Origin of the sequence: Paenibacillus mesophilus (assembly GCF_005938385.1) — a bacterium.
GTDB lineage: Bacteria > Bacillota > Bacilli > Paenibacillales > NBRC-103111 > Paenibacillus_AB > Paenibacillus_AB mesophilus.
In genome coordinates this window covers 132,740-158,735 of record NZ_VCRA01000007.1, presented here as the reverse complement: position 1 = coordinate 158,735, position 25,996 = coordinate 132,740, and the positions used below count along the sequence as shown (strand labels likewise).

The window sequence follows — 25,996 nt, the reverse complement described above, 5'->3', positions numbered from 1 at the left end:
AAAAGGGCTTTCTCCTCGTCTCGACCCTTTATATTCGATTGTTTGTTCTACGAATTCAGCTTACCGCCCGATTGTTAGGGCAGTATAAACGCGGGATAAAGATATTGTTAAGACGCTTCGGCATAGCCGCGATTACTTGGTGTTTCCTTTACCGATATTGCCATTGCCGTTGCCGGTTACCTTGATCGTAACGGGCTCGGTATAGAGATCGTACCGGTTGGCGTCGTCGATCACGGATGTATATCGGAGCAGTACATGGGCCGTTCCGGACGATTGGGCCTTGATCACGTTTCCGTTCGTCTCGAACAGATCCTGACCGTCCAGCCATACGATATCCGGGGTTACCGCCGTTTTGTCGCGTTTGAACGATTCGGCGATTGCCGAGAGCGTCAAGCTTTCGCCTTTGGCTAAAAGATACTCGTCTTTGTCCGCAGCTAGCGAAGCGTTCCAATCCGCCGAGTAGTAGGCGTAATCGGTCGTAATGCCAAACGCGCCACGCAGGAAGAAGGTCGTAAAATCGGCCTTGTTGTTGATCGTCCACGGCGAGACGACGATGCCGCGGTGCTTGGAAGCTTCCATGAAGCGCTGTCCCATATTGTAATAGCCGGCGTTATACGTGACGTTCTGGTTCTGGGTCGTGCGCAGCGTATCCCGCAGCGATTTATTGACGTTCTTGTCCGTATCGGTACCGGGACTGCCGACTAGAAGTCCGAGCGGAATTTCCGGCATTTGCGCGGCGAAGCGCTTCAGCTGATCGGCGGAGAACGACATGATGTTCACGAGATCTTCGGCTTGCTTTTCTTTGATCAGCTTCACGAGCACGTCGACGGCCCGCGGGGTGCCCGTCTTGATTTCGCCGTAAACCATAATGCCTTTGTCCCGGGCAAGGTCGAGCTGTTCGTCCATCGTCGGTACTTTCACATCCGGGAAGCCGTTCGGATAAGGCTTGTTCGCATTCAATCGCTTGATTTCCGCGAGCGTGAAATCCTCGACGTTGCCGGTGCCGTTCGTCGTGTTCTGCAGCACCGAGTCGTGGATGATGACGAGATGATCGTCTTTCGTAACGTACATGTCGTTCTCGATGAAGTCCGCTCCGCTCTCGTAGGCGAGCAGATTGCTCTCGATCGTATTCTCGGGCGACGTAGAGGGCATTCCGCGGTGTCCGATAATAAACGGCTTGCGGATGAGCGTAGTCGCATGGTTATACGTTTTGAGCGCTTCGAAGGCGGCCGCGGGCGAATCGGTAACGATGCCGTTCGTCCCCGAAGTAATCAGCTTGTGCAGCGCGACGCCGGAAGGTGCGGCACCGGCTTTTTTGCCGGCCCAGACGACGATCGTTCTTTGCTGCAGGTAAGATACGTTTTCCCTTGTAGCCGCCGATTCGGGCAAAATGGCGATTTTGGCCGTGCTGAGCGTCGTTTGCCGACGAATCTCGAGCAGATTGTCCTTCGTGACCGGCTGCTTGCGGAAGTCGAGCACCCCGCGGAGCATCGGATAAGCCGCTCTCGCGCGCTTTATCAGCTCCCCGTTGTTGGAGACGATGAACGCATCCTCGATTCCTTTCGATTGGAGGAGCTGGACAACCCGGTCCGCCGCTTGCTCTGTTCTTACATAGAGGGCGGGGATGATTCGTCCTTCGATCGCTCCGAGTACCGTTTCAACGTCTGAAATGACGATACTGCCATCAGGATCGGTCACTTTCAGATCATCGTTGACATTCAGGATGACGGTAGCGGGTGTTGCCGGTCCGCTCAGTGCGGCAAGCGAGTCTTGTCCGGTCAACTCGCTCACAACGGTAGGTCCCATGGCGATTTTCGTCTCAGGCTCAAACACATTCGCGAAACGGTCTGCCGGCATCGGCGGCAATGCTTCCTGTTGAAGCGTAACTCGTAAGTTGTCTACCTTCATCTTGCTGCCGTTGGCCTGCAGGCCGATCCGGCCTTTGAGGTAAGCGCCGGCTGCGTCCGTGTCGACGACGAGCTTGTCGCCGATCCATTCCTGCACGCGATTGCCGCGGGCTTTGACCGTATAATGATAAAGCTTGGACGAATCGATCGCTTCGGTGTAGGAGCCCTTGTCGATAACATTCCAGCCGTTCGCGGGCGTTCTCTCCGCGAATTCCACCCCGTTGGCGGCGGTTGCGTCTTTGCGCACGGCCATCTGGTAATACGGATAATCGTTGTTCTGGATCCGGTACATGAGGGAGTGCCATCTTGCATTGTCGTTGGCGGACAGATGGGTAATGTCGGCCTCGATCTTGTAGTCTCCGAACAGACCCAAATAGTCCGGCAGCAGCACGCGGGACGGATTGTCCGGCGCGGCGCTCGCATTGATCTCGAACGCGCCCGACCGTACCGCGGCGGCGCTTGCGGTCGCGCCTTCTTTCCGCGTCCAGCCTTGCGGGAGCGAGCCTTCGCTCACGGTGTCGAAGTTTTCCTCGTATAGCACATATTCGGTATCGCCGGGGTTTTTCGCCACGACGAGTATATTGACGGAGGCATTGTCTATTTTGGCAGTCAGCGTGTGCACGCCTTTCTGCTGAACGGTGATTTTGCCGCTTGCGATCGTAACGACTCCGCTGTCGGTACTCCATGTCAACTGGTCGCCCCGGATCGTGCCCGATGTGAAGTCGCTCCGCTCCGTCCGGAACGTAATGGAGTTCAAATCGATCGCGGTCCCCGTCTCGGCGAGCACGTATCCTTCGTCATGCGCGAGCTTCAGCACTTTGGCTCCGGTCGCCGACGGAGTCACAATGACGTTGCGGGATGCTTCCGCATTCGCGAAAACCGTCTTGATCGTCGCGCTGCCCGGTTTGATCGGATACAGCTGGTTGTTGATCACTTTCACGATGCTCTCGTCGGAGGAGTACACCTTGATCCGATCCGCCGCCAGCTGCTCCGTAATGCCGTCCGAGAAGTAGACGCTGCCCGTTACGCCGAGCGGTCCGGTCAACGCTTCCATCGTCTGCGGAACGTTCACGTCGAGCCGGTCTGCCGTAATGCGCGTCACCTTCAGGTTGTCGAACGAAACTTTACTTTGATCGGCCTGGAAGCCTACTTTTCCGCGTGCGAGCAAATCGGTCGCGAAGCTCTTATCTAGCAGAAGCGTATAAGCCGGGTCATTCTTCGCTTTGATATATTCTTTCACATTGCTGCCGAACACCCGAACCTTCATCGTATAGTCGCCGTTCAAAGCGAGCGGCTTCCATTCTCCGCTGGCCATGACGGACCAGTTATTGTCCGGTTTCCGGTAGGCGACCTCATAGGTGCCTCTTTGCCGGATCGCCATCTGGTTGTAAGGGTTTTTACCATTGGCCGCTCCGCGGAACATTAGCGACGCCCATCTGCCGGAATCGAGCACGCTCTCGAAGCGCACGTCCGCTTCGATCGTGTAGTTGTCCCACTGGACAGGGGCCGTGAGCCGGGCTTGCTTGCCGGACGCTTTGCCGTCGAACGCGACTCTCGCGTTGCCGTATGTATCGCGTACGACAGTGAACGGATTGCTGCCCGCATTGACGTCCGATATCCAGCCGAATGGCAGCGAGCCGATCGCGACGGTTTCAAAGCTTTCTTCCAGAAGCACGTTGTTCACCGGTCCGGATACCGGGTTGTTGTCGCTTAGCATGAGAGTGCCGTACCCGCTAGTATCGTTCCAGAACGAGGCCGTCTGGTAGGCGCTCCAGAAAGAGGAACGCTGCTGGGAGGCCTCCTCGCCGTAGCGGTCGGTCGCCCCGATCTCGAATCCGAGCGTTTTGCGGGATACGGGACTCATGCCCAGCATGTCCCAAGGGATGGCCGCTTCGAGCATCCAGCCCGTATCCGTTTTGCGGATCGCCCGCAATATGTTTTTCTCGTCCTTGCCGGCATGATTGGCGAGAGCCGCACCGAAATGGAACTCCGGCGTGGCCGAATTTTCCTGGTAGACGAAGCCGGCCTGCATGTCGTCATTTGCAAATGGAGCCGACCGGTGAAGCGTAGGGTCGAAGAACAGGTTGATGTTGTCCTGATCGAACCAGTAGCCCGGCTTGCCCGCCGCCGGAGTGCTGTCCTCGGCTTTGATGCCTACGTATAAGTACTGGTTGTCCCACAGCAGTCCGAACTTGGAAGCTTGGAAGGGGCCTTCTCCGATTTGCGCGCTCAGCGGCTGGTCGATGTTCCAGACGGAATCGTCCAGCGTGCCGTCGATGATTGGCGCGTTCAGTGTTTTTCTGACCTCGAGCGATTTGCGGCCCGCTTCCGCAGCGGTTGCTTGCGGGGAGAAGGGATGAAGAGGCAGCAGTCCGCATACAATCGTGGCGCTTACGACCAAGGATACCAGTTTAGAAGGTTTTCTCATCACGAATCATCCTTCCTTTCGTCGATGGGCCGGTCAAGCGGCAAAGAACGGCAAAAAACCCTTCTACGCATCGATAAAGGCAGCGGCGCGCCGTCCATAGGCTCTTCCGTTATCGACACATAAAAGGGTATTCTCCTCGTCTCGTACCCTTGACTATTCGGTTGTCCATCCTTAGCTCCACTTTACTAACCGTTTGTTAACCGGACATCAACTCGGCGTGAAGAATTTGTAAAACGGCCAAAGCTACCATTTAACGCCGGAGCCGAAGCGCACTAGCTCCACAACAGCCGGTTGCCCATCGACACCGCCGCCGCTCCGGCTTGCAGAGCCGTCTCGATCTCCGCCTGATCTTTGATCAAGCCTCCCGCAATAATGGGGACCGGAACGGTATGATGCAGCTCGGTAATGACCCGCGACAGGAGGCCGGGCATAATCTCGACGGCGTCGGGCTCGCTTTGCCGGATGTTATGGATGCCTTGCTCCAAGGCGGAGGTGTCGATGATGAACAGGCGCTGGATCGCGAGCAGGCCGTACTTTTTGGCGTGCTTGACGAAATGGCTCTTCGTCGAAATGATCCCGGTCGGTTTCACCCGCTCGGCGATATATTTGATCACGATCGGATCCCCGCCAAGACCGGCTATGAAGTCTACATGAAGGAACACTTTCTTGCCTGCGCGCAGCGCTTCGGCGACGTAACGCTCGGCTGTAAACAAATCTCCGATCAGCAAAAAGACGACCGGCCAGCGGGCAGCGAGCGCGGCCTGCAAATCTTCCGGCTTGCGGACTGCGGCGATTCTTCTCTCAAGTCCCCAATACTGCTGGAGCTCTCGCGACATGTTTCCGGTGCTCCCCTTTCTCTTTCACTAGTGAGCGGACTTGGCTAATGCCGAAAAAGCCCCGCCCATTCAGCATAATGGACGATTGTTAGCGGAGTGTTAACGGCCTCCTATCGCAATCTACGTCGCTTTAGTAGATCATGAATGCGTTCATTTGATATAATCTTCATGAGGCCGCATTGCGTAAGTCGTGCGGTTTGTTCGTTTCATAGAGAAGGAGAAATCGCCGTGACCTTTCGAGAGAGGCAACATGAAGTCGCAGTCCGAATCGCTCTAGCAGCCTATGAACAGCCTTTGCTTGAAAGCGGTCTGTGGTTTCACCACGATATCCGGGACAATTTCTACTACGCGTCGCATTTATTCGCGACTTCAACGAACCCTGGGCTATCCGCGACCTTCGATACCGATGAGGGCAAGCAGATTGCGGAAACTGTTCTGCTGGAAGTGATCCGTCTTCAAGATCAAGATACACGGAGCGATACGTACGGCCACTTCCCGTTGAAGCTGGAGCCGCAGCCGGCACCGATCAAGCGCAGCGCGCTGCCGATCGAGCTGATGGGCATCTTGATGGCGTACTTGTTCCGCCGATATTCGTCCGCGTTCAGCCGGCCGCTCCGGCTGGCTTTCGAGTCCGCGCTGCTGCACGCGTATCGAAGCGGCTATTACCGCAAGCCGCTCAATCAATATAATCACCATGAGGCGAAATATACGGCCGCGAAGCTCATCTTCGGCGAAATGTTCCATGACCGGGAGCTGCTCCGGGACGGTCAAGAATGCTTGGAGCGGATGATTGCGAGCATTCAGACGAAAGGGATGTCCGAGTATGGCAGCTTGCCGTGGTTTTGGCATTGGGTGCAAGCTTTCACGTGCGCATGGAGCATGACGGAGAATGCGGCTCTGAAACAGTCGCTTGCCGCCATGCTGGATAGATTGTGGCAGGAAAGGTCGCAGTTCTATTTACAAGGAACATGGGTCGGAGCGCATTCCCGCGCGCTGAAGCACGATATTCCCCGCGATTCCAATGTGCTGTTCGACTATGTGCAGTATGGGGATTTTGCGCTGCCGCGTGAACTGCCGCGGACCGAATATGCCGGTTTGTTGTTTTACGAAGCGTCTGAACCGGTTCGACGCGCAGCGCTCGAACGTTCGCAGGCTGTCGAAGTAACCAAACTAATAACGAAGCAAGCGACTGCCGCCCGACCTGAAGCGGTAGAACTGCACAGCTATGCCTACATTACGGAATCGTTCGCTGCGGGAGGAGTATGGGAGCGATACGCGGAGTTCGATAACGAGCAGCATCGCTGGGACTTCACGCTTCCGCTCGGGCTGACGGATGGCGTGAACCAGTCGTTTTTTATGCACCCGGGCAGCGGTTATGCGGAGGACGACCCGCGACACCAGAGCGATTGCGCCGAAGTGCTGCTTCACAAAAATACGGTGCTTGCTCTGTATCCGATCCCGCCCGAGTCGCATGAAACGATTGTCGGCATATTGCCGAAGGGCGAGTGGCTTCAGGAGCCGAATGCCCTGTACGGACAGGCGGGCAATGTATACTGGGCCATATACGTCATGCGGTCTTATCACGTGGAGGAAAAGTCCGATCGCATGCTTGCGATAAGCGTTGGATCGCCGAACGGAGTTGTCATGGAGGCGGTAAGCGTCCGGGAGGCGGCACGAAAAGGGATGCGCAGCTTGAATGAATTTGCCGGCAGCGCGAGAGCGAGAGCGCCGCAATTTTCGGAGACTGTCCCTTTGAGTGTCACCTACTCGAACTTGTACGGCGAAAAGCTGGAGCTCGTTGTTCATCCGGACCGGCGTGCAGAAGCTTTCGTCGGAGAAACACTTGTCAGTTTTGAAGGCTATACAGTTTGAGCGAACAACGGAAGGGAGCGGTAACCATCATGGAACAAGCGAAACGCGTGCTCGTGATGACGGCGGTTGAGGCCGAAAGAGAAGCTGTCGCACGCGGGCTTGCAGGCGACGGCCGCTTCGACGTCATGCTGGCCGGAGTCGGTCCGGCGCAAGCGGCAGCCAACACGGCGGCGGCGCTGGCGGCGGCGGACTACGGCCTCGTCATTAGCGCCGGCATTGCCGGAGGCTTCGCCGGGCGTGCGGAGCTGGGCGGGCTCGTCGTATCGAGCGAAATCGTCGCCGCCGATCTGGGCGTCGAGACTCAGGAAGGATTTATCGGCGTGGACGAGCTCGGGTTCGGCTCTGCCCGAGTAGCGGTTGATCGGACAACCGCGGATCGGCTGGCCGGCGCGCTGCGGAAAGCCGGTTTGCCGGCGTGCTGCGGTCCGATCGTGACCGTCTCGACCGCTACGGGAACGGCGGCTACCGCGTCGGCTCTAGCGGAACGCGTGCCGGGAGCCGCCGCGGAAGGGATGGAGGGCTTCGGCGTGGCGACGGCGGCTCAGCTTCGCGGGCTGCCCGTGCTGGAGATCCGCGCCATATCGAATCCGGTCGGCCCGCGCGACCGCGCCTCCTGGAAAATCCGGGAAGCGCTGGACGCTTTGCAGTCAGCCGGACCTATTCTATTGGAGGTGCTCGGATGAAAATCGCATTTTCCCCTTGTCCGAACGATACGTTCGTCTTCCACGCCTGGGTTCACGGGCTCGTGTCAGGCGCGCCGAAGCTGGATGTGACGTATGCGGATATCGATATAACGAATAAGCTTGCGGCGGACGGCAGCGGACCGGATGTCATGAAAATTTCGTATGCGGCACTGCCTTGGGTACTGTCCGAATATGCGCTTGTGCCTTGCGGAGGCGCCCTCGGCCGAGGCTGCGGTCCGCTTGTGCTGACTCGCGGCAGCGAAGCGGCGACTCAAGGTCCCGCCGTGCTCTCGGACAAGCGGGTAGCTGTGCCGAGCGAACGGTCGACCGCCTATTTGCTGTTCCGGCTGTGGGCCGCGGAGCAAGTTCCGGGCGGTGTCGGCGAGATCGTCGTTATGCCGTTCCACGAAATTATGCCGGCCGTGAGTGACGGAGCGATCGACGCGGGTCTCGTCATCCATGAAGCCCGTTTCACTTATCCGAACTATGGGCTTACGATGCTGGCGGATATGGGCAGCTGGTGGGAATCCGACACGGGGCTGCCGATTCCGCTCGGGGCGATTATCGCCCGCAGGTCGCTGGACGTCGAGGCGATTGCCCGCTGGACGCGCGAATCGGTCGAGTACGCCTGGGCTCACCCGGAAGCGTCGATGCACTATGTGCTTCATCATGCCCAAGAAATGAACCCGGATGTGGCGAAAGCGCATATCGATTTGTACGTGAACGACTTCACGGCCGACCTTGGCGAAGCCGGATTTGCAGCCGTGGAAGCTTTGCTCGGGAGAGCCGCCAAGGCGGGGCTTGTCCCGGAAGTGAACTTTGCCGCATTGCGGCGATGATGGATCGAACGTGCATACCAAAAGCTCCGCCTCTCTATCCGATGAGGCGGAGCTTTTTTGCGTACCCCTTATTATTTCTTAGCTGCCAACCAATCGGCGAGACCGTTAATGTCCGCATCCGAAAGTCTTCCTTTGAAGCTGGGCATCGCACCTTTGCCGTTGGCGATGATGCCGGCAATTTGATCTTTGGAATATTTGGCCCCGATCGTTTGGAGCTTCGGCGCCCCGGCGCCTTCCAAGTTGCCTCCGTGGCAAGACGTGCAGTTTTGCTTGGCAATGGCCGACGCATCCACGGTAGCCGTGCCGCCTCCGCCGGGGGTGGTGCCTCCGCCGGCCGTACCGCCCTCGGGAGTTTTAGTGGTTTTGCCGCAGGCGGTGAGGGACAAGGCGAGCAGCAAAGACAAGCAAACGATTGATTTGCGCATAGTTTTTGAACGCTCCTTATAGCAGGCTGAGGTTACTATGAGCATAGCGTTTCCTTCTCGGTTTCTTTTCATGCAATCCGAAATCCGGCGTTCCGGCTCACGCATCTGCATAATTTGAAAACGATAAGTTCAACATAATGGAAGCCACACCAAGATTTCGCCATGCGATTACACCATGATAACGAACCGAGGAGCAGCGATTATGACAGAACAATCCGAACAACGGCAACGCCATTCCCGGCGCCGGTTTCTGAAATATTCGGGAGCGGCTATCGGCGGAGCGGTCGTAACCGGCGTCATGGCCGGTTGCAATATCGGGGGCAAGAAGGCGGCGGAACCGGCACCCGTGGAGAAGCAGCCGCCGGCCGCGAACTATAACGAAGCGGCAATGTTTTTCAACCAGGCCGAGCTGCAAATTACGGAAGCGGCGACCGAGCGCATTTATCCGAAGGACGAGCTGGGTCCGGGGGCTGCGGAGCTGGGCGTTGCGTTCTACATCGACCATCAGCTTGCAGGCCAATTCGGCAATAACGTCCGCGAATACCGGATGGGGCCGTTCGGTCACGCCGAAGCAACGCAGGGGGACTATCAAAGCATCCAGCGTCACGAGCTGTTCACGATGGGCTTGCAGGCGCTCGATGACGAGAGCAACAAGAAGCACCAGAAAGGATTTACCGAAATTACGGACGCGGAGCGGGATGCGATTCTCACCTCGATGCAAAAAGGCGAAATTATGGTCGTTACCGGCGTTACCGGCAAATCGTTTTTCAACCTTTTGCGAAGCATGACGATGGAAGGCGTATACAGCGATCCCGTCTACGGCGGCAACAAAAATATGATGGGCTGGAAAATGCGCCAATATCCGGGCAACCAGATGAGCTATACGAGCATTATGGAGAAGGACGAGTTCGTCGTCATCGAGCCGCGCAGCCTGCACGACCATTTCGCGGCGCATTGACAGCGGCACCGGCAACATTTATCCACTAGGAAGCGGGGGAATTATATGGCCACGAAAATGCCGAAGGTGCCGGTAGTCATCGTCGGGGTGGGATGGGTCGGGGGCATTATTGCCGCCGAATTGACCAAGCAAGGCGTCAAGGTAGTCGGACTGGAGCGCGGCAAGCCGAGAAGCACGAAAGACTACTACATGGCGCACGACGAGCTGCGATACGCCCAGCGGCTCGATCTGATGCAGGATTTGTCCAAGGAAACGATCACTTTCCGCAACACGGCCAAAATGACGGCTCTGCCGATGCGCGAGCACGGCTCGTTTCTGCTCGGGGAAGGACTGGGGGGCGCGAGCATTCACTGGAACGGGCAGACGTACCGGTTTTTACCGTATGACTTCGAAATTTACAGCAAAACGGTGGAACGTTACGGCAAAAATAAAATTCCCGACGGCATGACGATTCAAGACTGGGGCATCACGTACGACCAGTTGGAGCCTTACTTCGACAAGTTCGAGAAAATGGCCGGGATATCCGGCGGTGAGCCGCCGGAAGGCTTGGTGGGCAAGCGATCCAGCCCGTTTCCGACGAAGGAAATGGTGAAGACTCCGGCAATCAAAATGTTCGAAGCGGCGACGAAAAAGCTCGGGTACCATCCGTATATGGCGCCGTCGGCCAATTTATCGGAGCAGTACACGAATCCCGACGGCATTACCCGGGCCGCCTGCCAATATTGCGGCTACTGCGAGCGGTTCGGCTGCGAATACGGGGCTAAAGCCGATGCGGTCGTAACCGTTCTGCCGGTCGCTCAGAAGACGGGCAATTTCGAGCTTCGCAGCTATTCGAACGTCGTTCAGGTGCTTTATGACGGCAAGAAAGCGAACGGGGTCGTATATGTCAATACGGTAACGGGTGAACAGTTCGAGCAGCCGGCCGATGTAGTTATATTAGCAGGTTATCTGTTCAGCAACTTGAGGCTGATGCTGACTTCGAAGCTGGGAACTCCGTACGATCCGGCAACCGGGAAAGGGGTGGTCGGCCGAAACTATGCGTACCAGGTAGGCGGAGGCGGGACGACCGGCTTTTTCGACGAGAAACAGTTCAATACATATGCCGGTGCGGGATCGCTTGGTATGGAAATCCCGGATTTTAATGGGGACAACTTCGATCACAGCAATCTCCAGTTCATTCATGGCGCGGGAATTCGCATATTCCAGACCGGACAGCGGCCGATCGCCAACAACTCGGTGCCGGCCGGGACGCCGGCGTGGGGCAAGGAGTTTAAGCAGTCCTCGCTTAAATACGCTTACCGTACGCTGACGGTAGCTTCGCAAGGCTCAAATATGCCGTGGAGACATCATTTCGTCGATCTGGACCCGACGTACAAAGACGTATACGGACTCCCGCTTATGCGGATCACTTTCGACTTCGAGGAGCAGGACCGCCAGCTGGTCAAGTTCATGGCGGGCAAAACGGCCGAGATCATGAAAGAAATGGGACCGACGAAGGACGGATCGAACGATCAGCTGAACCCTTACAATATCGTGCCTTACCAGTCCACGCACAATACGGGCGGAGCGGTCATGGGAGCGGACCCGTCGACTTCGGCGGTCAACTCGTACTTGCAAATGTGGGACGCCGAGAACGTATTCGTCGTCGGAGCTTCGGCTTTCCCTCACAACAGCGGCTACAATCCGACCGCGACGGTCGGTGCACTTTCCTACAGGGCGGCCGAAGGTATAGCGAAATATTTGAAGCAGGGCAGCGGCCTCGTCGTCTGATTGCGGCCCTGCCGCAGAAAGCGAGCTGGACGAAGGCATGGAGCAGGAAGAGCTGATTTACCATTTGACCGAGGTGCGCAAACGGCTGCTGATCGTATTTGGATCGTTTTTCGCCGCGCTTTGCGCAGGCTTGTACATATCGCCCCGGCTGCTTCTATTTATGAAGTCTCAGCCTGCGGCGGCCAACATCGAATGGAACGTGTTTTCGTTTACGGACGGGCTGTTCATCTATATGAAGTGCGCGCTTATGGTCGCCGTGCTGTTCACGCTGCCCGTCCTGCTATACCAGATATGGGCGTTCGTCCGTCCGGGATTGACGGAGGAGGAAGCGAGAGGGACGCTGCCGTTCGTACCGATCTCGTTCGGACTGTTTCTCGGAGGCGCGTCGTTCAGCTATTTCGTCGTATTCCCGATGATGGTCAAGTTTATGGAGAAGATGAATCGGACGATCGGCGCCGTCGAGACGTACGGCATCGACCGCTACTTCTCGTTTCTATTCAGTGTCGTGTTTCCGATGGCGGTCGCTTTCGAGCTGCCGGTCGTCATCCTGTTTCTGACCCGGATCGGCCTGCTGACGCCGGAGAGGCTGAAGAAGGCGCGCAAATACGCTTACCTCGGGCTTGCGATTGTCGGCTCGTGCATCTCGCCACCCGATTTCGTTTCGCATCTGTCGGTTACGATCCCGCTCATTTTGCTGTTTGAAATCAGCGTAATCGTGTCGGCGAGACAGTGGCGTTCGATGGCGCACGGCTTGTCACCGCAGAAGTAAAAACAATTTTGCAGGAAAGGAGCGTGGTCCGTATGTTCAACAATATCGGCGTTTCCGGATTGATCATCATTCTGGCTATCGCGCTCGTCGTGTTCGGTCCGGCCAAGCTGCCCCAGCTCGGACGGGCGTTCGGCGACACGCTGCGGGAATTCCGCAATTCCACACGCGGCATCGTAGACGACAGCGAGACGACGGATGGCAAAGTTACGAACGAAGTGAAACGGTTATCTTGACGGGAACGGGCGAATCAACCTCCATCGCGGCCAGAGGCAGCGGCGGGGGTTGTTTTTTTGTGTAATGGCTGGTCATGCGTCGTGTGCTATCCCCGGACGGGCTTCAAAAACCTCTTTACAAAATCTATAATTAACTTTATCATTAAATTAATTAAGCGGAACCCGTCCGGCGACGATCCGGCAATGCCATTCGCGCCGCCCGACAATAGCGCATAATCAGGAGGATCCCCATGCTCTTAACGTTCGAGAAACTGTGGAAACGAATCGTGCAATTGGAAATGCACCGTTATATCGATTACCGCGAGCTGCCCTCGTACCGATTCTGGATCGACAAGGGTGCGGTGGTCGGCGCCATGCCTCCCGAGTATGCGGAATGGGGAACGATTTCCGTCGGAGACCGGTGGAAGGGGTACGACCTGATCGCCTGGCTGAAGGCCGAGATCGACATACCCGGTGAATGGTCGGGACGGAAGGCGGTAGGGCTGTTCGACTTCGGCAAAACAGGAGCGGGGCACAATTCCGGCTTCGAATCGCTGCTCTATGTCAACGGCTCGCCGTACCAGGGAGTCGGCAGCAATCACAAGGAAGTGTTTTTTCCGGAATCGTTCGCCGGACAGAAGGTGGAGCTGCTTTTTAAAGTATGGACCGGTCTGAACGGGGAAAGCGGCCTCAAAACGGAGCTGGAGCATCAGCTGTCGATGTCGGCGCTCGCCCTGCTCGAGACGGAAACGGACGATTTGTACTATACGGCGCTGGCGGCATGGCACACGATCAAGGTGCTGAACGACAACAGCTGGGAGAAGCAGGCGCTGCTGAAAGCGCTCGATCGTGCGTTTCACCTGCTCGACTGGCGGGTGCCGGGCGACGCGGCGTTCTATGCGAGCGTGGCCGAGGCGAATTCCAAGCTAAAGGAGGAGCTTGCGGCGCTGCCGAAGTTCCACCCGCTCACGGTACGCTGCATCGGCCATACGCATATCGACGTCGCCTGGTTATGGCAGCTTAAGCACACGCGGGAGAAGGCGGCGCGCTCGTTCTCGACCGTTCTGCGGCTGATGGAGCAGTTCCCGGATTACGTGTTCCTGCAGACGCAGCCGCAATTGTACGAATACATTCAGCACGATTATCCGGATATATTCGCCGGTATTCAGGAACGCGTCAAGGAAGGCCGCTGGGAGGCCGGCGGAGCAATGTGGCTCGAATCGGACTGCAACATTCCGTCCGGCGAATCGCTCGTACGCCAACTGCTTTACGGCATGCGTTACTACGAGAACACGCTCGGCGTCCGCTGCGAATATTTATGGCTGCCCGACGTATTCGGCTACAGCTGGGCGCTGCCGCAAATATTGCGCAAGAGCGGATTGCGCTACTTCATGACGACGAAGATTAGCTGGAACGTGTACAACCGGTTCCCGCACGATACGTTTTTGTGGCGCGGCATCGACGGTACGGAAATTATGACGCACTACATTACGACTCCCGACCCGGATTTGGCCGACAGCCCGTTCACTCGGTTCTATACATACAACGGACAGGTCGTTCCGGCGACGCTGGCCGGCATATGGAACAACTATCGCGACAAAGAAGTGAACGATTCAGAGCTGCTGCTTTCTTATGGATGGGGCGACGGCGGCGGCGGACCCACCCGGACGATGCTGGAGCTGCGGCGGCGGCTGGAGCATATGCCCGGGCTGCCGAAGGCCGTGACAGGGCGCGCCGACGAGTTTTTCCGCAATCTCGAGCGGACGGTGACGAATACGGACCGATACGTGCACCGCTGGGACGGCGAGCTGTATTTGGAGCTGCACCGCGGAACGTACACGTCGCAAGGCTTCGTGAAGCGGATGAACCGCAGGATGGAATTTCTGCTGCGAGACGCGGAGGCGGCGGCCAGCTTCGGCAGTCCGCTCGCCGGATTCGCCGCTTACCCGGCCGGACAGCTGTACGACAGCTGGAAAATCGTGCTGCGCAACCAGTTCCATGATATTTTGCCGGGTTCCTCGATTACGGCCGTATACGAGGATTGCGACAAGGAATATGCGGAGGCAGAGCAGCTGGCGCAGACGGCGCTGACAGACAGTCTGGCGCGGTTGTCTTCCTTCGTCGATTCGGACGGCCGTGCGGGCTGGCTCGTGTTCAACTCGCTGCCGTGGACTCGTGACGAGCTGATCCAGCTTCCTTGGGAGGCCCGTTTCGCGGGCAAACGTTGGATGGATGCGGCGGGCAACACGCTGACGGCGGAGCGCGTAAGCGGTCTCGACGACGGTGACCGGCTGCAGCTGTACGTTATCGGCATTCCGAAGATGGGCTACACGACGGTCATGATGGAGGAAGCCGCAGAGGATGACGCCGCCCCGGCCGTGGTGCCCGCGATCGTCTTCCGGGAACGCGGCGCGTCGACGCCGTTTTACGAAATCGAGTGGAACGAGGCGGGCCAGCTGACCCGGCTGTTCGACAAGCGTGCGGCGCGCGAGGCGATCGCCCCCGGCGAGACCGCCAACCGGTTCGACGTGCACGAGGATAAGCCGGTCAACCACGACAACTGGGAGATCGATATTTTCTACTATGACAAAGTACGGCACATCACCGATGCGAGAACGATCGAGGTCGTCGAGAACGGTCCGCTTCGGGCGGTCGTACATTTTCATTGGCAGTACGGGAAGACGACGATTCGCCAAGATATGATCCTGTACGTGAACGACCCGCGCATCGATTTCTCCACATGGGTCGATTGGCAGGAGAGGGAAACGCTGCTCAAGGTGGCATTCCCGGTTGCTGTCCGAGCTACTGCGGCCACTTACGAAATTCAGTTCGGTCATGTCCAGCGGCCGACGCATTGGAATACGAGCTGGGATTTCGCCCGGTTCGAGACATGCGCGCACAAGTGGGTCGATCTGTCCGAGCGCGGCTTCGGTGTAAGCTTGATGAACGATTGCAAATATGGTCACGACATTCGCGACAATGTCATGCGCATTACGCTGCTCAAATCGTCCAACAAACCGGATCCGGAATGCGACAAAGGCGAGCATACATTCACGTACGCACTGCTGCCGCACGGAGGCGATTGGTTCGCCGCGGGCACCTTCAAGCAGGCATACCGCTTGAACGTCCCAGTTGTGACGGCGGAGCTGCCCGGGGCGGAAGCAGACGGAAAGTCCGCGGAAGCGGCGGGGGCGCTGCCCGCCTGCGCAAGCCTGATCGGTACGGACAGCGATCATATTATGATCGATACGGTGAAGAAGGCCGAGGATTCGGACGAATGGATCGTCCGCTGCTACGAATATGCCGGCAAGCGGGGAGAAGCGTCGTTTCGCGTTCATTACGGAGTGAGCGGGGTGCACGAAGTGAATTTGTCCGAGCGGGAGGCCTCGGCGATACCGTACGAAGCGCACGGGTTCAAGTCGTTCTTCAAGCCGTTCGAGCTGAAGACGTTCCGCGTCTCTCTGGGCGGCGCTTGAATTTCTAGATATGCGCGGAACGGGCACGGAAGATAGCGGAAGGGAGAATGCGAACGATGGAAGAGGAAATGCCGGGTTTATCCTCCGTTCCACAATATAGCGGGTTAACACGCGACAAAGTCGTCGATCTGTTGCAGCGTATCGCGAGTCTCAAGGCGGGGGTGCTCGGGGACGCTTGCCTCGACGTATATTGGTACGCGGATATGACGATGAGCGAGCTGTCACGGGAAACGCCTCATTATAATTTGCCCGTTGTCCGGGAGACGTTCGTTCCGGGGGCGGCGGGCAACGTTGCGAACAATTTCAAGCAGCTGGGCTGTGCCGAAGTCAGCTTATGCTCCGTCGTCGGAGACGATTGGAGAGGGGCGCTGCTGCAGGAAGCATTGGGCGGGCGCGGGATCGACGGCTCATTCCTTTTGTCCGACAAAGGGAGAGTCACTCCCGCTTTCTGCAAAACGATATTGCGCGGGCTGCAGGATGCCGAGCAGGAAGCCCCCCGCATCGATTTTATCAATTTGGACGCTCCTCACGACGCGCTCCAGCGGCGGCTCGTGGCGGAGCTCGACAAAATGGCTGCGAAGGTCGACGTAATCTGCGTCACCGATCAGCTGAAGTCCGGCATTACCGGCCGACTGCTCCGCGAGCGGCTCCGTTATTGGGCCGCCCTCGGCAAACGGATCGTCGTCGACAGCCGGGACAATATCGGCAAGTACAAGGGAGTCGTCGTCAAGCCGAACGAAATCGAAACGCTCGGCTGGTGCTACGGAAGCTTGAAGCATCCTCCTTCCTCGGAGAGCGATATCATCAAGGCGGGCATGCGCTTGGCCAGGCATGCCGATGCTCCGTGCTGCGTGACGCTGGGAGAGAAGGGCGCGCTTTGGTTCGAGGGAGGAGTCGTGACATACGTGCCGACCACGGCCGCCGAGCCGCCGATCGATATCGTCGGGGCGGGAGATACGTTCTCCGCCGCGTTGTTGTCCGCGCTCGGCGCCGGAAGTCCTGGACCCGAGGCAGCCGCGTTCGCGCATTTGGCTTCCGCGGTGTCCGTGCGCAAGCTGGGCGGCGTCGGATCGGCCACGCCGCAAGAACTATTGCTCCGCTTCGACCAGACGGTCAATCTGTAAAATGCGCGTTGACCGGAAGAGGGCGCGGCGGGATAATGAAATGAGGGATGGTTGAATGTCCAGTAAAAATTCCGAAGTGGCGGCCGAGCGGTTTCGGGGCGTGTATGCGCTGCTGCTTACGCCTTTTTCGCCGAATAAGGAAATAGACTGGGCCTGCTATGACCGGTATGTAGACTGGCAGCTGTCCAAACGGCCGGACGGAATATTCGCCGTTTGCGGCAGCAGCGAGATGGAATGTTTGAGTATGGAGGAGCGGCTCGAGCTGGCCAGGCGGGCCGCGTCGAGAGCGGAGGGAGTGCCGGTGCTCGCGACGGGCAACGTGCAGGACGATCCGGCCTGTCACGAGGAGGAGCTTGCGCGCATGGCGGATACGGGCGTATCCGGCATCGTGCTCATCCCGCCGGGAAATATGGGGGAAGACCAAAGCAGGCTGGAGCACTACTTCGCACGTATGGCGGAACTTTCGCCGCTGCCTGTCTTCTTGTACGAATGTCCGCTAGCTTCGCCGCACCATGTCGCCTCGGACGTGTACGGCAGGCTGGTCCGGCGGCACGGCATCGTAGGAATCAAAGATACGACGTGTACGCCGGAAGGCATCCGCGCCAAAATTGAAAGCGCTGCCGGTAGTCTCGTATTCCAGGCGAACATGCCGTACTTGCGCGAAGCGGTGCTGGATGGCGCGCAAGGCATTATGGCTACGACGGGCACAGCGGCCGTCGATGCGGTACTCGCCTATTGGCGGGCGGAGACGAGCCGGGATACCGCGACGGCGGAAGCTGCACACGAGCTGCTCGTCTTTCTGGACGGCGTGCTGGGCAAAGGCTATCCGGCTGCAGCCAAGCATTTGGTCCGCTTGCGGGGCGTCGCGATGGAGACAGTTACACGCAAGTCGAAAGGGATGAACGGCTCCGCCGCCCAAGGGGTCGCAGTGTGGCTGAGAGCGGCGGTGCGTATGCTCGGCCTGACTTGAGCCGGTGCGGAAAACCGGTCCTTGCGGCCGCGCGGACAAAATAATGTTCAAACGTACCTTATAACGCTAAAATGGCCCGTCTCAAAGGCAAATAGTGCTCATATGAACACTAACTGACAGCTGTGTCTGTGAAAGTGGTCAAATCGGGCTGCGCGGAGAAAAATAAGGTACAAACGTACCTTATTTCGCGATAACGGCTCGCTCCATAGGCAAATAGTGCTCATTTGAACACTAACTGGCCGGCCGCATGGGCAAAGGCGAATCGGGCAGCGAGGACAAGATGAAGTTCAAGCAGGTGACGGGCACGTAAGCGCGAGCAAGCCTGTTGTTCGCACGGCAGGCTCAAGGAGGCGGCACATGGATCTATTCCTTATTCGTCACGGACAATCGATAGGCAATACCGTCACTTACGATATGGCCGACGGAGAACTGACCGGGCTCGGCCGCAGCCAGGCGGAGAAGGTGCTGCACGGCATGAAGGATGCCGGAGTAACGCATATCTTATCAAGCCCGCTCATACGAGCGATCGAGACGGCGCAGCCGCTGGCGCGCGCGACGGCGCTGCCGATCCGCGTCTGGACGGAGACGTTCGAGGTGCGCAGCAAGGGAGCGTATCGCGGACCGTGCGAGTCGGAGATGAAGCGAATGTATCCGGAAATCCGCTTCGAGGACGAGGTGGAGCCGGAAGGCTGGTACTGCTCCGGCGACGAGGACGAGGAGAAGGCACACGGCCGGGCGCTGCGCATCCTAGAGCGGCTGCGCCGCGAATATTCCGGCGAAGAGCGGGTGGCGCTGTTCTCGCACAGCGGCTTCAACCGCCGTCTGCTGCTGGCCGCGCTAGGTCTCGAGCATCGCAGCGGCGTCCGCTTCCTGCAAAGCAACGGGACGATGTATTGGCTGAATTTCAGCGACAATGGGGTCGAATTGCGGTATATTGGGGATTTCGATCCGCCATTCGGACGCGCGGACCGGCATTCATGACGATGGAGGGATTTGACGATGGACTTATCCGTAATGACATTCAATCTCCGCTTCAACAATCCGCGCGACGAAGGGAACAGCTGGGAACATCGCAAAGACGCCGCCGCGGAAATATTCGCCCGCTACAAGCCGACGGTCGCAGGTACGCAGGAAGGGTTGTATGGCATGCTGGCCGATCTCGGGCATCGCTTGTCCGAGTATGAATGGGTGGGGGAAGGCCGAAACGGCGGCAGAGAGAATGAGTTCAACGCGATTTTTTACAGGAAGGACGAGGTGGAGGCTGTCGACTGGGGCCAGTTCTGGCTGTCCGAGCTGCCGGATGGGCCCATGGAGAAAAGCTGGGGAACGACGCACTTCCGGATTTGCACATGGGCGCTGTTCCGGTTCCGCGCGGAGCCCGGTCCATGTTTTCTTCATTATAATACGCATCTGGACCATAGCAGCCAACAAGCGCGCGAGAAGGGGAGCCGCCTTCTGTCGGAAAGGCTGGCGGAGCACCGCCGGCGGACCGGACTTCCCGCGATTTTGACCGGGGATATGAATGCCGAGCCGGACAACCCGGCTATCGCTTTTTTGAGCGGCAAGCTCGAAGTGGACGGTGTCCGGTGCGCGCTCCATGACGCTTATGAGGCCGCCGGCGAGGAACCGGGGCGATCGTTTCATGGCTTCGCGGGCGGGGACGAGGGGCAGCCGATCGATTATGTGTTCGCTTCGCCGGAAGTACGGATCGAGGGTGTCCGCATCATCCGCGACCGGATGGACAACTTGTATCCATCGGACCACTACCCGGTTCTGGCGAAAGCCAAAATTCCGGTGCAACCGGCTGTTACTGTGTAGGAACGGCCGACTGAACATTGTCCGGGAGAGGTAGCGGCCTTTTTACAGGGACAGTCGATTGAACAGAAGGAGGAGAGGACGAATGGCAAACATTAAAGTGCTGATGTGGTTCGACGTGGAGGACTATATCACTCCCGAAGCGCAGGATGCCTGGGCGGGAATTTTGCGCGTCCTTCATGAAAAGCGGGTGCCCGGCATTTTCAAAATCGTAGGCGAGAAGGCGCGGATCACGGGATCCCGGCAGCGCCAAGATATATTGCGCGGGCTGACCGGTCACGAGATCGGCTATCATAGCGATATGCACAGCGTGCATCCGGTGAGCACCGAATATTTGGAGCATATGGGCTTCCGAGAAGGGGCAGTCGAGTTCGAGAAGCGGGAGCGGGACGGTTTTGCCGATGTCCGGACCATTACCGGCTCGCCGGTAGTCTGTTACGGTCAGGCTGGCTATTCCTGGGCGCCGCAAACATTCGCCGCGCTGCGCAAATGGGGAGTTCCCGTTTATTTGGACGATCACGATCAAATCGCAATGGACGGCCGTCCGTTCTGGTACGGCGGCTTGCTGAATTTCACCAGATTGACGGCGACTATGCATCTGTCGTTCGACAAAGGCGGCGCGGAACGGACGTATGCCAATTTCGACCGGTTGTACGAACAATTGGCCGACGAGCCTGTCGGCTTCATCAGCATGTACTGCCACGACTGCGATTTTGTTTGCCAAGGCTTCTGGGATGCGGTCAATTTCGCGAAGGGCAAGCAAACTCCCCGTGAAGAATGGCGTCCGGCTCCCCTCAAGCCGCCGGGGGAATTGGAGCAGGAGCTCGAACGGTTCGGCGAGTTTATCGACTACGCGTTGTCCAAAGGACAGATCGAATTTATAACGGCGCAGCAGGCTCTGCGTCTGGAAAGCTCTCAGCCCGGAACGGTACCGGAGTCCGATGTGCGAAGGCTTGCGGCGACGGTGGACCGGGAGCTGGGCTTCCGCGAGCTCGAAGGCAAATGCTATTCGGCTTCCGAGCTGCATTCGCTGTTCGCCGCCTTGCTGCTCGGGCGCGAGCTGACACCCCGCCTCGCGTACGGTCCGGAGCGCGAGATCGCCAGCGAGGTTGCGGGCGGGAAGCTTCGCGTCGCAGATATCAAGAAGGCGCTGGCCGAGTCCGGGCAACCGGATGTTCTCGGCTTCAGCCAGCTTCCGGACTGCTGCGAGATCGACGGTCGGAAGGTGAGCGTGCTTGATCTGACCTGCACGATGGCCGGCATCCTTAACCGCCGGCTGCACGATGACGATACGGTCGAACTTGTCCAAGGAGTTTTGACGACGAGCCGTTACGCCGCAGACAACGAGCTGTGGGGGCCGAGATGGTGCATTTTTCCGGAGCATTTCCCTGCGCCGAACATCGTGAACATGTCCAAGCTGCAAACTTGGACACTCAAGCCCGCTTTGTTCGCCGGGGAAGCGGCCAGGTGAGTGCGACACTTGACGCGTTCAGCCGTCCGGTACGGGGAGAAAAGCTCATGAAAAGGGACTGCCAAAGCGAATCCGGCAGCCCCTTTCATCGTTGTGCGGTCTGTGGGCTATTATTCTCCACCACCGTCGAGCGGCACGGCTTTGGGCGGCGGGAATGCATTTACGGAATCGGGATCGTCCGATTCGACATACCGTTTGAGCGCAGCCATCTTGTTCTCCCAATACCGCTCGAAAAAGGCGAGCCAACGCTTCAATTCGAGAAGCGGTTCGGGCTCCATCCGGTACCGGGTTTCCCGGCCGACCTTTCGCTCCTTGACAAGCCCAGCGTCGGCCAGTATACGCAAATGTTTGGAGACGGCCGTACGGCTCATCGGAAAATGCCCGCTGATCCTGCTGACCGGCATCTCCTGCTCGTCCAGAAGCAGCAGCAGCTTGCGCCGGGTCGGATCGGCTATCGCTTGAAATACGTCATGCTTCGCCGCGGCGCCGCCCGCAGCCGACTCAACCTTCGACATGGGACGCGAGCTTCTGCACAATCCCGACCCAGCCTTGCGACATCCGCTCGCGCACGACGCGGTGGGTTTCGCCGAACTCGGTGACGACGTCCGGATTCCAGCCGCCGTGGGTCAAAGTAAACTCGGTTTTGCCTTCCCGTTCCGCCAGCTCGAACGTAAGCGTCCAATCTTTGGCCCATGTGAACGACAAGCGGCGGGGAGGGTCGAGTTCGGTTACTTTGCAGGGAGAATTGCCGAACGGTCCGGCTTGCAGTTCGAATTCGTAGCCGAGCTCCGGCTTGAAATCGTTCGGCATGAACCAGGCGGCGATTCCTTCGGCCGTGGCGACGGCGTCCCATACTTTTTGGATCGGCGCGTTCAAGAGCACCGTTTGGCGAATGTCCGGAAGTGTATCGGATGTGTTGTTGCTCATCATAAAATCCTCCCTATTTTCGGATTAAGTGTGGAAATGATCGTTTAAGTCCGCTTGCCGGGCTTTACTTTGTCTTGGGGACGCAGGCGGAGAGCCGACCATTTCTCGTCGACGGCCACGTTGCTGACTACCCGGTAAGGGGTATGATCCTGCACCCATGCGGCCAAAATATCCCGGTTAATGTCCGGCTTTTCCTTCGTTTTGGCGCTTTGCTTCGGATAGGATACCCAAAATAAGGCATCTTCTTTCAAGGTCGGTAAGAGTTTCGGCACCCACTGCTCGACTTCGCTGAAATTGTTGACATAGAGCAGCGCGAAGTCGTAACCGCCTTCCGCAGGCTCCTCGATGCCGCCTATTCCGATTCCGAGATCATAGCCCTCCGGTGCGTTCCATACCGCGGCGGCGCCTTCCTTGTAGCGCAGCTTGCTTAACAGTTGTTCGCTCATTGATTTCCTCCGGATATACAACCATTTGGTTTCGCTTTTTTATAATATGACACCTTTTGGTTTCGTGTCAAGTCAAACGTCAGCTTTATTTTCTGGAAAAAAAAGGACGGGCCCAAGTCCCGACCTTCCGTTTTTATAAATACTTCCGATTTGCCCCTACTGGTCGTGATCATGATGATGATGCCGGTCAGGAGCGGAGTGCCGATGCATGACGCCGTGACGGTGCATCCGGTTGTGCAGCGCGCGTTGAGCGCTCGTCAGCGTCATGAGCAGCCGCTTGTACGTTTGCTCGTCCGCTTTGGTCGCGAGCGTTTTGATATAGGCGGTGGAGCCTTCGATCTGCTCCAGGATCGTGACGGCGTCGGTCGAATTGAAGCAGGACTTGCCGTCTACGACAACGGTTATCGCGCTGGAATGGGCGGCGATCATCTCCGATTGGTCATGGTACTTGCCGCGTATGCGCAAGGCGATCCAGCAGCTTTCTTTCACGGGAACCGACCAATGGCCCGCATAATGGCCGACCTCGGGGTCGACGGCGAGCGTCTCGCGAAGCAGGCCTCCCACGACAAGCTCGATTTTCGTTACCGGGACCGTAACGGACGATACATGCCAAACGACGTCGAGCGTGCCGCCCGATGCCGGCAGCTGCATGAGCGACCCCATTTCGGAATCGCCTATCCGTAAGTCTAGCAGCGGCCCGAGCGTGACGAACGTATGACCGCGGCGAACGGCGTTCATCCATGAGGCGTAAGTGAACGGTTCGTCGCGGATCAGCGAATAGGTGCGGATCGTACCGACCGCGGTTTGCTGCGACATTTTGTCGGTGCCGCCGACAGCCGGCGCCTTGTAGCCGCAGTTCAAATACCGGTACCAGTCGGACAACGAATACGGGTTGATCCCGATATTTTCGAAGGAGCACATTTCCACCGCATCGACTTCCCCGAGCACCAGCGCGGCGGCGCCTTCGGCCCGCGGGTTCGGCAGGTGGGGCATGACGACCAGCCCGTTCCGCTCCCGGCATTGCTTGGCCCATTCCGTAACGGTCGCCTCCAGCGGATCGCCGAGTCCCGACTCGTCCGGCCCGCCGGTGCATAACGGAACGATCATGTTCCCCTCGTAGCCGAGCAGTGAAATGTGCCCCAGTACATGTTGGCGGTTTTCCGTCCCGACGCGCACCAAATATTCGCCGGAGCCTCCGTTTTCCAAGCTGCCGATCGTCGTTTTGCCGTCGAAGTCGCCGAGGTTGCTGAACATTTCGCCCCATTGGCTTGTAAGCAAGTTGATGACATTGACGTCTTCGGCGCCGCCTTCCAGTAGCGCGGTCTGAGGCGAGAGGAAATGGACGTGCGTATCCGCCGTCACCCAGCCTAGCTGCCTCCATTTCAACACGCGCTCGAGCTCGATGGCGATCAGCTTCGTCTCCGGCGTTATCGTAAAGCGCTTGCGCACCGGCTTGATTTCAAAGCCTTTCGTCACTTCGATGTAGATGTCGCCGAGCGGCAGCTTGTATTCGGCTTCGCCGTCGATATAAGCGCTGTAATGGAACCCCTGCACATACTCCGCTCCATAATCTTCGAACCAATGCGCATTCGGAATGCGATGTCCGTTAATCGGGGCGATGTAGTCGCCGGACGCTCCGTGCACATGGATTTTGGCCGCGACTTTCCGGCCGCCGTTCCGTTCCGTAATGCGCAGCGTCACTTTGCTGAACGTATTTTCGAGCAGCGTCCATTCCGGGGCGGCGTGCAATTCGCGCAAAGGGATCGTTGCCGGCCGATCGCCTCGGACGAATAGATGGGCATCCGGATGGGCCGAATATTCCACGATCCATTCGTTCGGCAACGGATACGGCAGGCGCGGATTCGGATTGTCGAGCCAGTCGGCGTGTCGATAGTCGAGTGCGGGAGCTACGGAAATGACTTCGCCCAAATCGATGCCGATGTTGGCGCTATCTCCGTAAGGCTCAGGCACGAAGCCGGGGGAGGAAACGAACCGGACTTTGCGGCGGGCGTCCCAGCGGAATGGATTCGTCTCGAGCCTCGTTCGGGTAATGCCGAAAATGAACGCGGTGCCGTCGACCGGACGCATGACGAGACGGACAAGCGCTTTGTCCGGATACGGATTTTGCAGCGCGTACAAGGAATGATGCATGACGCTGCCGAAGCCCGGAAACGTAGTGCGGAGCTGGCTTTGCCCCCAAGGGATAACCGGTGCTTCCTTATGGAGCAGATCGGTGTTCGTGACCATCGTCCGGGGCTTGACGTGCTTGAACGACTCGAAGCTGTTCTCGCCCCATTTGACTTGAAATTCGCTGATCTGGTACCTGCGGCGGATCGGAAAAGCAACGACGGAGCCGTCCGCGTAGTGCAGCGAGTATTCGCATACGGTTTCGCCGAGGCGCGGGGTACCCATCATCGGTCTGATGATGCCGTCGGCCGTTGTGTCGCTTTCCTTGAAATCCGCCGCGTGCACGAACAGCAGCTGGCGGTCGTAGAGCGGCTGCGGAAAGACGAGCTCGACCTCTTCGTCCTTCAACAAAATGATATTGGCAGCCCCGTCCCGGGGGCCGAGTGCAAACGGTACCCCCCATAGCTCCTGCACGCCGGTGAGCAGCTTATCCTTATGGGCCAGTACGGCAGCGGAGCAGTCCGAGGGCCGGAGTCCCGCGACGGAGCGGTTATAGAACGGATGCAAGGAAATGGGAACGAAACGAGGGCTGACGTTGAGCTGATCAGCGTTCATGGTTAGATCCTCCTTAAAGTAAAAGCGGGCGGGATTGGATGGCGGAGAGGTGCTAAAGCGATGTCGTTTGACGGCTGCTCCCGGCCCGGAAGGTGAAAATGATATAAAGCTCAAATGTACCTTATCCACGGTCAAATGACACCTTCGGGGCTAAATAACGTTCAAATGAACACTAAATCTAGCAAATCGGCTCCAACTCCGCTCTCAGGAAGGGGAAATGACAAAATAAAGCTCAAATGTACCTTATCCGCAGTCAAATGACGCCTCCCGAGCCAAATAACGTTCAAATGAACATTAAATCTAGCAAATCGGCTCCAACTCCGCCC

The 25,996-nt window shown here is 58.0% G+C and carries 20 protein-coding genes; 13 read left to right on the top strand and 7 right to left on the bottom strand.

Annotation, left to right across the window (positions count from 1 at the left end):
* Positions 1 to 132 precede the first annotated feature (132 nt).
* Together FE783_RS15155 and FE783_RS15150 are read right to left on the bottom strand one after the other, a co-directional pair.
* Positions 133 to 4,335, bottom strand: a complete 4,203-nt coding sequence (locus tag FE783_RS15155; RefSeq protein ID WP_138880224.1) for a glycerophosphodiester phosphodiesterase family protein — start codon at positions 4,333 to 4,335, stop codon at positions 133 to 135.
* A gap of 272 nt (positions 4,336 to 4,607) precedes the next feature.
* Positions 4,608 to 5,171, bottom strand: a complete 564-nt coding sequence (locus tag FE783_RS15150) for a glycerol-3-phosphate responsive antiterminator (RefSeq protein WP_138880223.1) — start codon at positions 5,169 to 5,171, stop codon at positions 4,608 to 4,610.
* Positions 5,172 to 5,399: 228 nt separating this feature from the next.
* Between FE783_RS15150 and FE783_RS15145 the strand changes: the two genes are divergently transcribed.
* The 3 genes from FE783_RS15145 to FE783_RS15135 are packed head-to-tail and all read left to right on the top strand — an operon-like array spanning position 5,400 to position 8,565.
* Entirely contained in the window at positions 5,400 to 7,043 is a 1,644-nt protein-coding gene (locus tag FE783_RS15145) for a hypothetical protein (RefSeq protein ID WP_138880222.1), read from the top strand.
* Positions 7,044 to 7,072: 29 nt separating this feature from the next.
* The gene (locus FE783_RS15140; RefSeq protein WP_138880221.1) at positions 7,073 to 7,726 is read left to right on the top strand and encodes a futalosine hydrolase; all 654 of its coding nucleotides are present in this window, start codon (positions 7,073 to 7,075) and stop codon (positions 7,724 to 7,726) included.
* Complete coding sequence (locus FE783_RS15135; protein ID WP_138880220.1) at positions 7,723 to 8,565, top strand: 1,4-dihydroxy-6-naphtoate synthase; 843 nt, start codon at positions 7,723 to 7,725, stop codon at positions 8,563 to 8,565. The genes FE783_RS15140 and FE783_RS15135 overlap by 4 nt, the downstream gene beginning before the upstream one ends.
* Before the next feature lie 71 nt (positions 8,566 to 8,636).
* On the opposite strand, the gene FE783_RS15130 is transcribed toward FE783_RS15135, so the two are convergent.
* On the bottom strand, positions 8,637 to 8,990 hold the full coding sequence (locus FE783_RS15130) for a c-type cytochrome (protein WP_138880219.1): 354 nt from the start codon (positions 8,988 to 8,990) through the stop codon (positions 8,637 to 8,639).
* A 202-nt stretch (positions 8,991 to 9,192) separates the two neighbouring features.
* On the opposite strand from FE783_RS15130, the gene FE783_RS15125 reads away from it, so the two are divergent.
* From FE783_RS15125 to FE783_RS15080, 10 genes are all read left to right on the top strand, one after another.
* Positions 9,193 to 9,948, top strand: coding sequence for a gluconate 2-dehydrogenase subunit 3 family protein (locus tag FE783_RS15125; RefSeq protein WP_138880218.1), 756 nt, complete (start codon positions 9,193 to 9,195; stop codon positions 9,946 to 9,948).
* A gap of 45 nt (positions 9,949 to 9,993) precedes the next feature.
* Positions 9,994 to 11,718, top strand: coding sequence for a GMC family oxidoreductase (locus FE783_RS15120; protein ID WP_138880217.1), 1,725 nt, complete (start codon positions 9,994 to 9,996; stop codon positions 11,716 to 11,718).
* Positions 11,719 to 11,755: 37 nt separating this feature from the next.
* Positions 11,756 to 12,487: a twin-arginine translocase subunit TatC gene (gene tatC / locus FE783_RS15115; RefSeq protein WP_138880216.1), complete on the top strand. Its 732-nt coding sequence runs from the start codon at positions 11,756 to 11,758 to the stop codon at positions 12,485 to 12,487.
* Between the two features lie 32 nt (positions 12,488 to 12,519).
* On the top strand, positions 12,520 to 12,720 hold the full coding sequence (locus FE783_RS15110; RefSeq protein WP_138880215.1) for a twin-arginine translocase TatA/TatE family subunit: 201 nt from the start codon (positions 12,520 to 12,522) through the stop codon (positions 12,718 to 12,720).
* Between the two features lie 230 nt (positions 12,721 to 12,950).
* On the top strand, positions 12,951 to 16,175 hold the full coding sequence (locus tag FE783_RS15105) for an alpha-mannosidase (RefSeq protein ID WP_138880214.1): 3,225 nt from the start codon (positions 12,951 to 12,953) through the stop codon (positions 16,173 to 16,175).
* 56 nt (positions 16,176 to 16,231) lie between these two features.
* A complete protein-coding gene (locus FE783_RS15100; RefSeq protein ID WP_158301814.1) occupies positions 16,232 to 17,299 on the top strand; it encodes a bifunctional heptose 7-phosphate kinase/heptose 1-phosphate adenyltransferase in 1,068 nt (355 codons plus the stop codon).
* Positions 17,300 to 17,354: 55 nt separating this feature from the next.
* Positions 17,355 to 18,269, top strand: a complete 915-nt coding sequence (locus FE783_RS15095) for a dihydrodipicolinate synthase family protein (RefSeq protein ID WP_138880212.1) — start codon at positions 17,355 to 17,357, stop codon at positions 18,267 to 18,269.
* A gap of 357 nt (positions 18,270 to 18,626) precedes the next feature.
* Positions 18,627 to 19,250, top strand: coding sequence for a histidine phosphatase family protein (locus tag FE783_RS15090; protein ID WP_138880211.1), 624 nt, complete (start codon positions 18,627 to 18,629; stop codon positions 19,248 to 19,250).
* A gap of 18 nt (positions 19,251 to 19,268) precedes the next feature.
* Complete coding sequence (locus tag FE783_RS15085; protein ID WP_138880210.1) at positions 19,269 to 20,087, top strand: endonuclease/exonuclease/phosphatase family protein; 819 nt, start codon at positions 19,269 to 19,271, stop codon at positions 20,085 to 20,087.
* 82 nt (positions 20,088 to 20,169) lie between these two features.
* Entirely contained in the window at positions 20,170 to 21,555 is a 1,386-nt protein-coding gene (locus tag FE783_RS15080; RefSeq protein ID WP_138880209.1) for a polysaccharide deacetylase family protein, read from the top strand.
* Positions 21,556 to 21,665: 110 nt separating this feature from the next.
* Here FE783_RS15080 and FE783_RS15075 read toward each other — a convergent pair whose 3' ends face one another.
* The 4 genes from FE783_RS15075 to FE783_RS15060 all read right to left on the bottom strand — a co-directional run bounded on the left by FE783_RS15075 (position 21,666) and on the right by FE783_RS15060 (position 25,670).
* On the bottom strand, positions 21,666 to 22,070 hold the full coding sequence (locus FE783_RS15075; protein WP_138880208.1) for an ArsR/SmtB family transcription factor: 405 nt from the start codon (positions 22,068 to 22,070) through the stop codon (positions 21,666 to 21,668).
* Positions 22,057 to 22,482: an SRPBCC family protein gene (locus FE783_RS15070; protein ID WP_138880207.1), complete on the bottom strand. Its 426-nt coding sequence runs from the start codon at positions 22,480 to 22,482 to the stop codon at positions 22,057 to 22,059. The genes FE783_RS15075 and FE783_RS15070 overlap by 14 nt, the downstream gene beginning before the upstream one ends.
* 44 nt (positions 22,483 to 22,526) lie before the next feature.
* Entirely contained in the window at positions 22,527 to 22,928 is a 402-nt protein-coding gene (locus tag FE783_RS15065) for a hypothetical protein (RefSeq protein WP_138880206.1), read from the bottom strand.
* Positions 22,929 to 23,084: 156 nt separating this feature from the next.
* Positions 23,085 to 25,670, bottom strand: a complete 2,586-nt coding sequence (locus tag FE783_RS15060; RefSeq protein WP_138880205.1) for a CehA/McbA family metallohydrolase — start codon at positions 25,668 to 25,670, stop codon at positions 23,085 to 23,087.
* Positions 25,671 to 25,996 lie beyond the last annotated feature (326 nt).

Excerpts from the sequence above, each read along its gene's own strand:
- FE783_RS15155 (WP_138880224.1), bottom strand. The coding sequence starts at position 4,335 with ATGAGAAAACCTTCTAAACTGGTATCCTTGGTCGTAAGCGCCACGATT.
- FE783_RS15150 (WP_138880223.1), bottom strand. The coding sequence starts at position 5,171 with ATGTCGCGAGAGCTCCAGCAGTATTGGGGACTTGAGAGAAGAATCGCC.
- FE783_RS15140 (WP_138880221.1), top strand. The coding sequence starts at position 7,073 with ATGGAACAAGCGAAACGCGTGCTCGTGATGACGGCGGTTGAGGCCGAA.
- FE783_RS15135 (WP_138880220.1), top strand. The coding sequence starts at position 7,723 with ATGAAAATCGCATTTTCCCCTTGTCCGAACGATACGTTCGTCTTCCAC.
- FE783_RS15130 (WP_138880219.1), bottom strand. The coding sequence starts at position 8,990 with ATGCGCAAATCAATCGTTTGCTTGTCTTTGCTGCTCGCCTTGTCCCTC.
- FE783_RS15125 (WP_138880218.1), top strand. The coding sequence starts at position 9,193 with ATGACAGAACAATCCGAACAACGGCAACGCCATTCCCGGCGCCGGTTT.
- FE783_RS15120 (WP_138880217.1), top strand. The coding sequence starts at position 9,994 with ATGGCCACGAAAATGCCGAAGGTGCCGGTAGTCATCGTCGGGGTGGGA.
- tatC (WP_138880216.1), top strand. The coding sequence starts at position 11,756 with ATGGAGCAGGAAGAGCTGATTTACCATTTGACCGAGGTGCGCAAACGG.
- FE783_RS15110 (WP_138880215.1), top strand. The coding sequence starts at position 12,520 with ATGTTCAACAATATCGGCGTTTCCGGATTGATCATCATTCTGGCTATC.
- FE783_RS15105 (WP_138880214.1), top strand. The coding sequence starts at position 12,951 with ATGCTCTTAACGTTCGAGAAACTGTGGAAACGAATCGTGCAATTGGAA.
- FE783_RS15100 (WP_158301814.1), top strand. The coding sequence starts at position 16,232 with ATGGAAGAGGAAATGCCGGGTTTATCCTCCGTTCCACAATATAGCGGG.
- FE783_RS15095 (WP_138880212.1), top strand. The coding sequence starts at position 17,355 with ATGTCCAGTAAAAATTCCGAAGTGGCGGCCGAGCGGTTTCGGGGCGTG.
- FE783_RS15090 (WP_138880211.1), top strand. The coding sequence starts at position 18,627 with ATGGATCTATTCCTTATTCGTCACGGACAATCGATAGGCAATACCGTC.
- FE783_RS15085 (WP_138880210.1), top strand. The coding sequence starts at position 19,269 with ATGGACTTATCCGTAATGACATTCAATCTCCGCTTCAACAATCCGCGC.
- FE783_RS15080 (WP_138880209.1), top strand. The coding sequence starts at position 20,170 with ATGGCAAACATTAAAGTGCTGATGTGGTTCGACGTGGAGGACTATATC.
- FE783_RS15075 (WP_138880208.1), bottom strand. The coding sequence starts at position 22,070 with ATGTCGAAGGTTGAGTCGGCTGCGGGCGGCGCCGCGGCGAAGCATGAC.
- FE783_RS15070 (WP_138880207.1), bottom strand. The coding sequence starts at position 22,482 with ATGAGCAACAACACATCCGATACACTTCCGGACATTCGCCAAACGGTG.
- FE783_RS15065 (WP_138880206.1), bottom strand. The coding sequence starts at position 22,928 with ATGAGCGAACAACTGTTAAGCAAGCTGCGCTACAAGGAAGGCGCCGCC.
- FE783_RS15060 (WP_138880205.1), bottom strand. The coding sequence starts at position 25,670 with ATGAACGCTGATCAGCTCAACGTCAGCCCTCGTTTCGTTCCCATTTCC.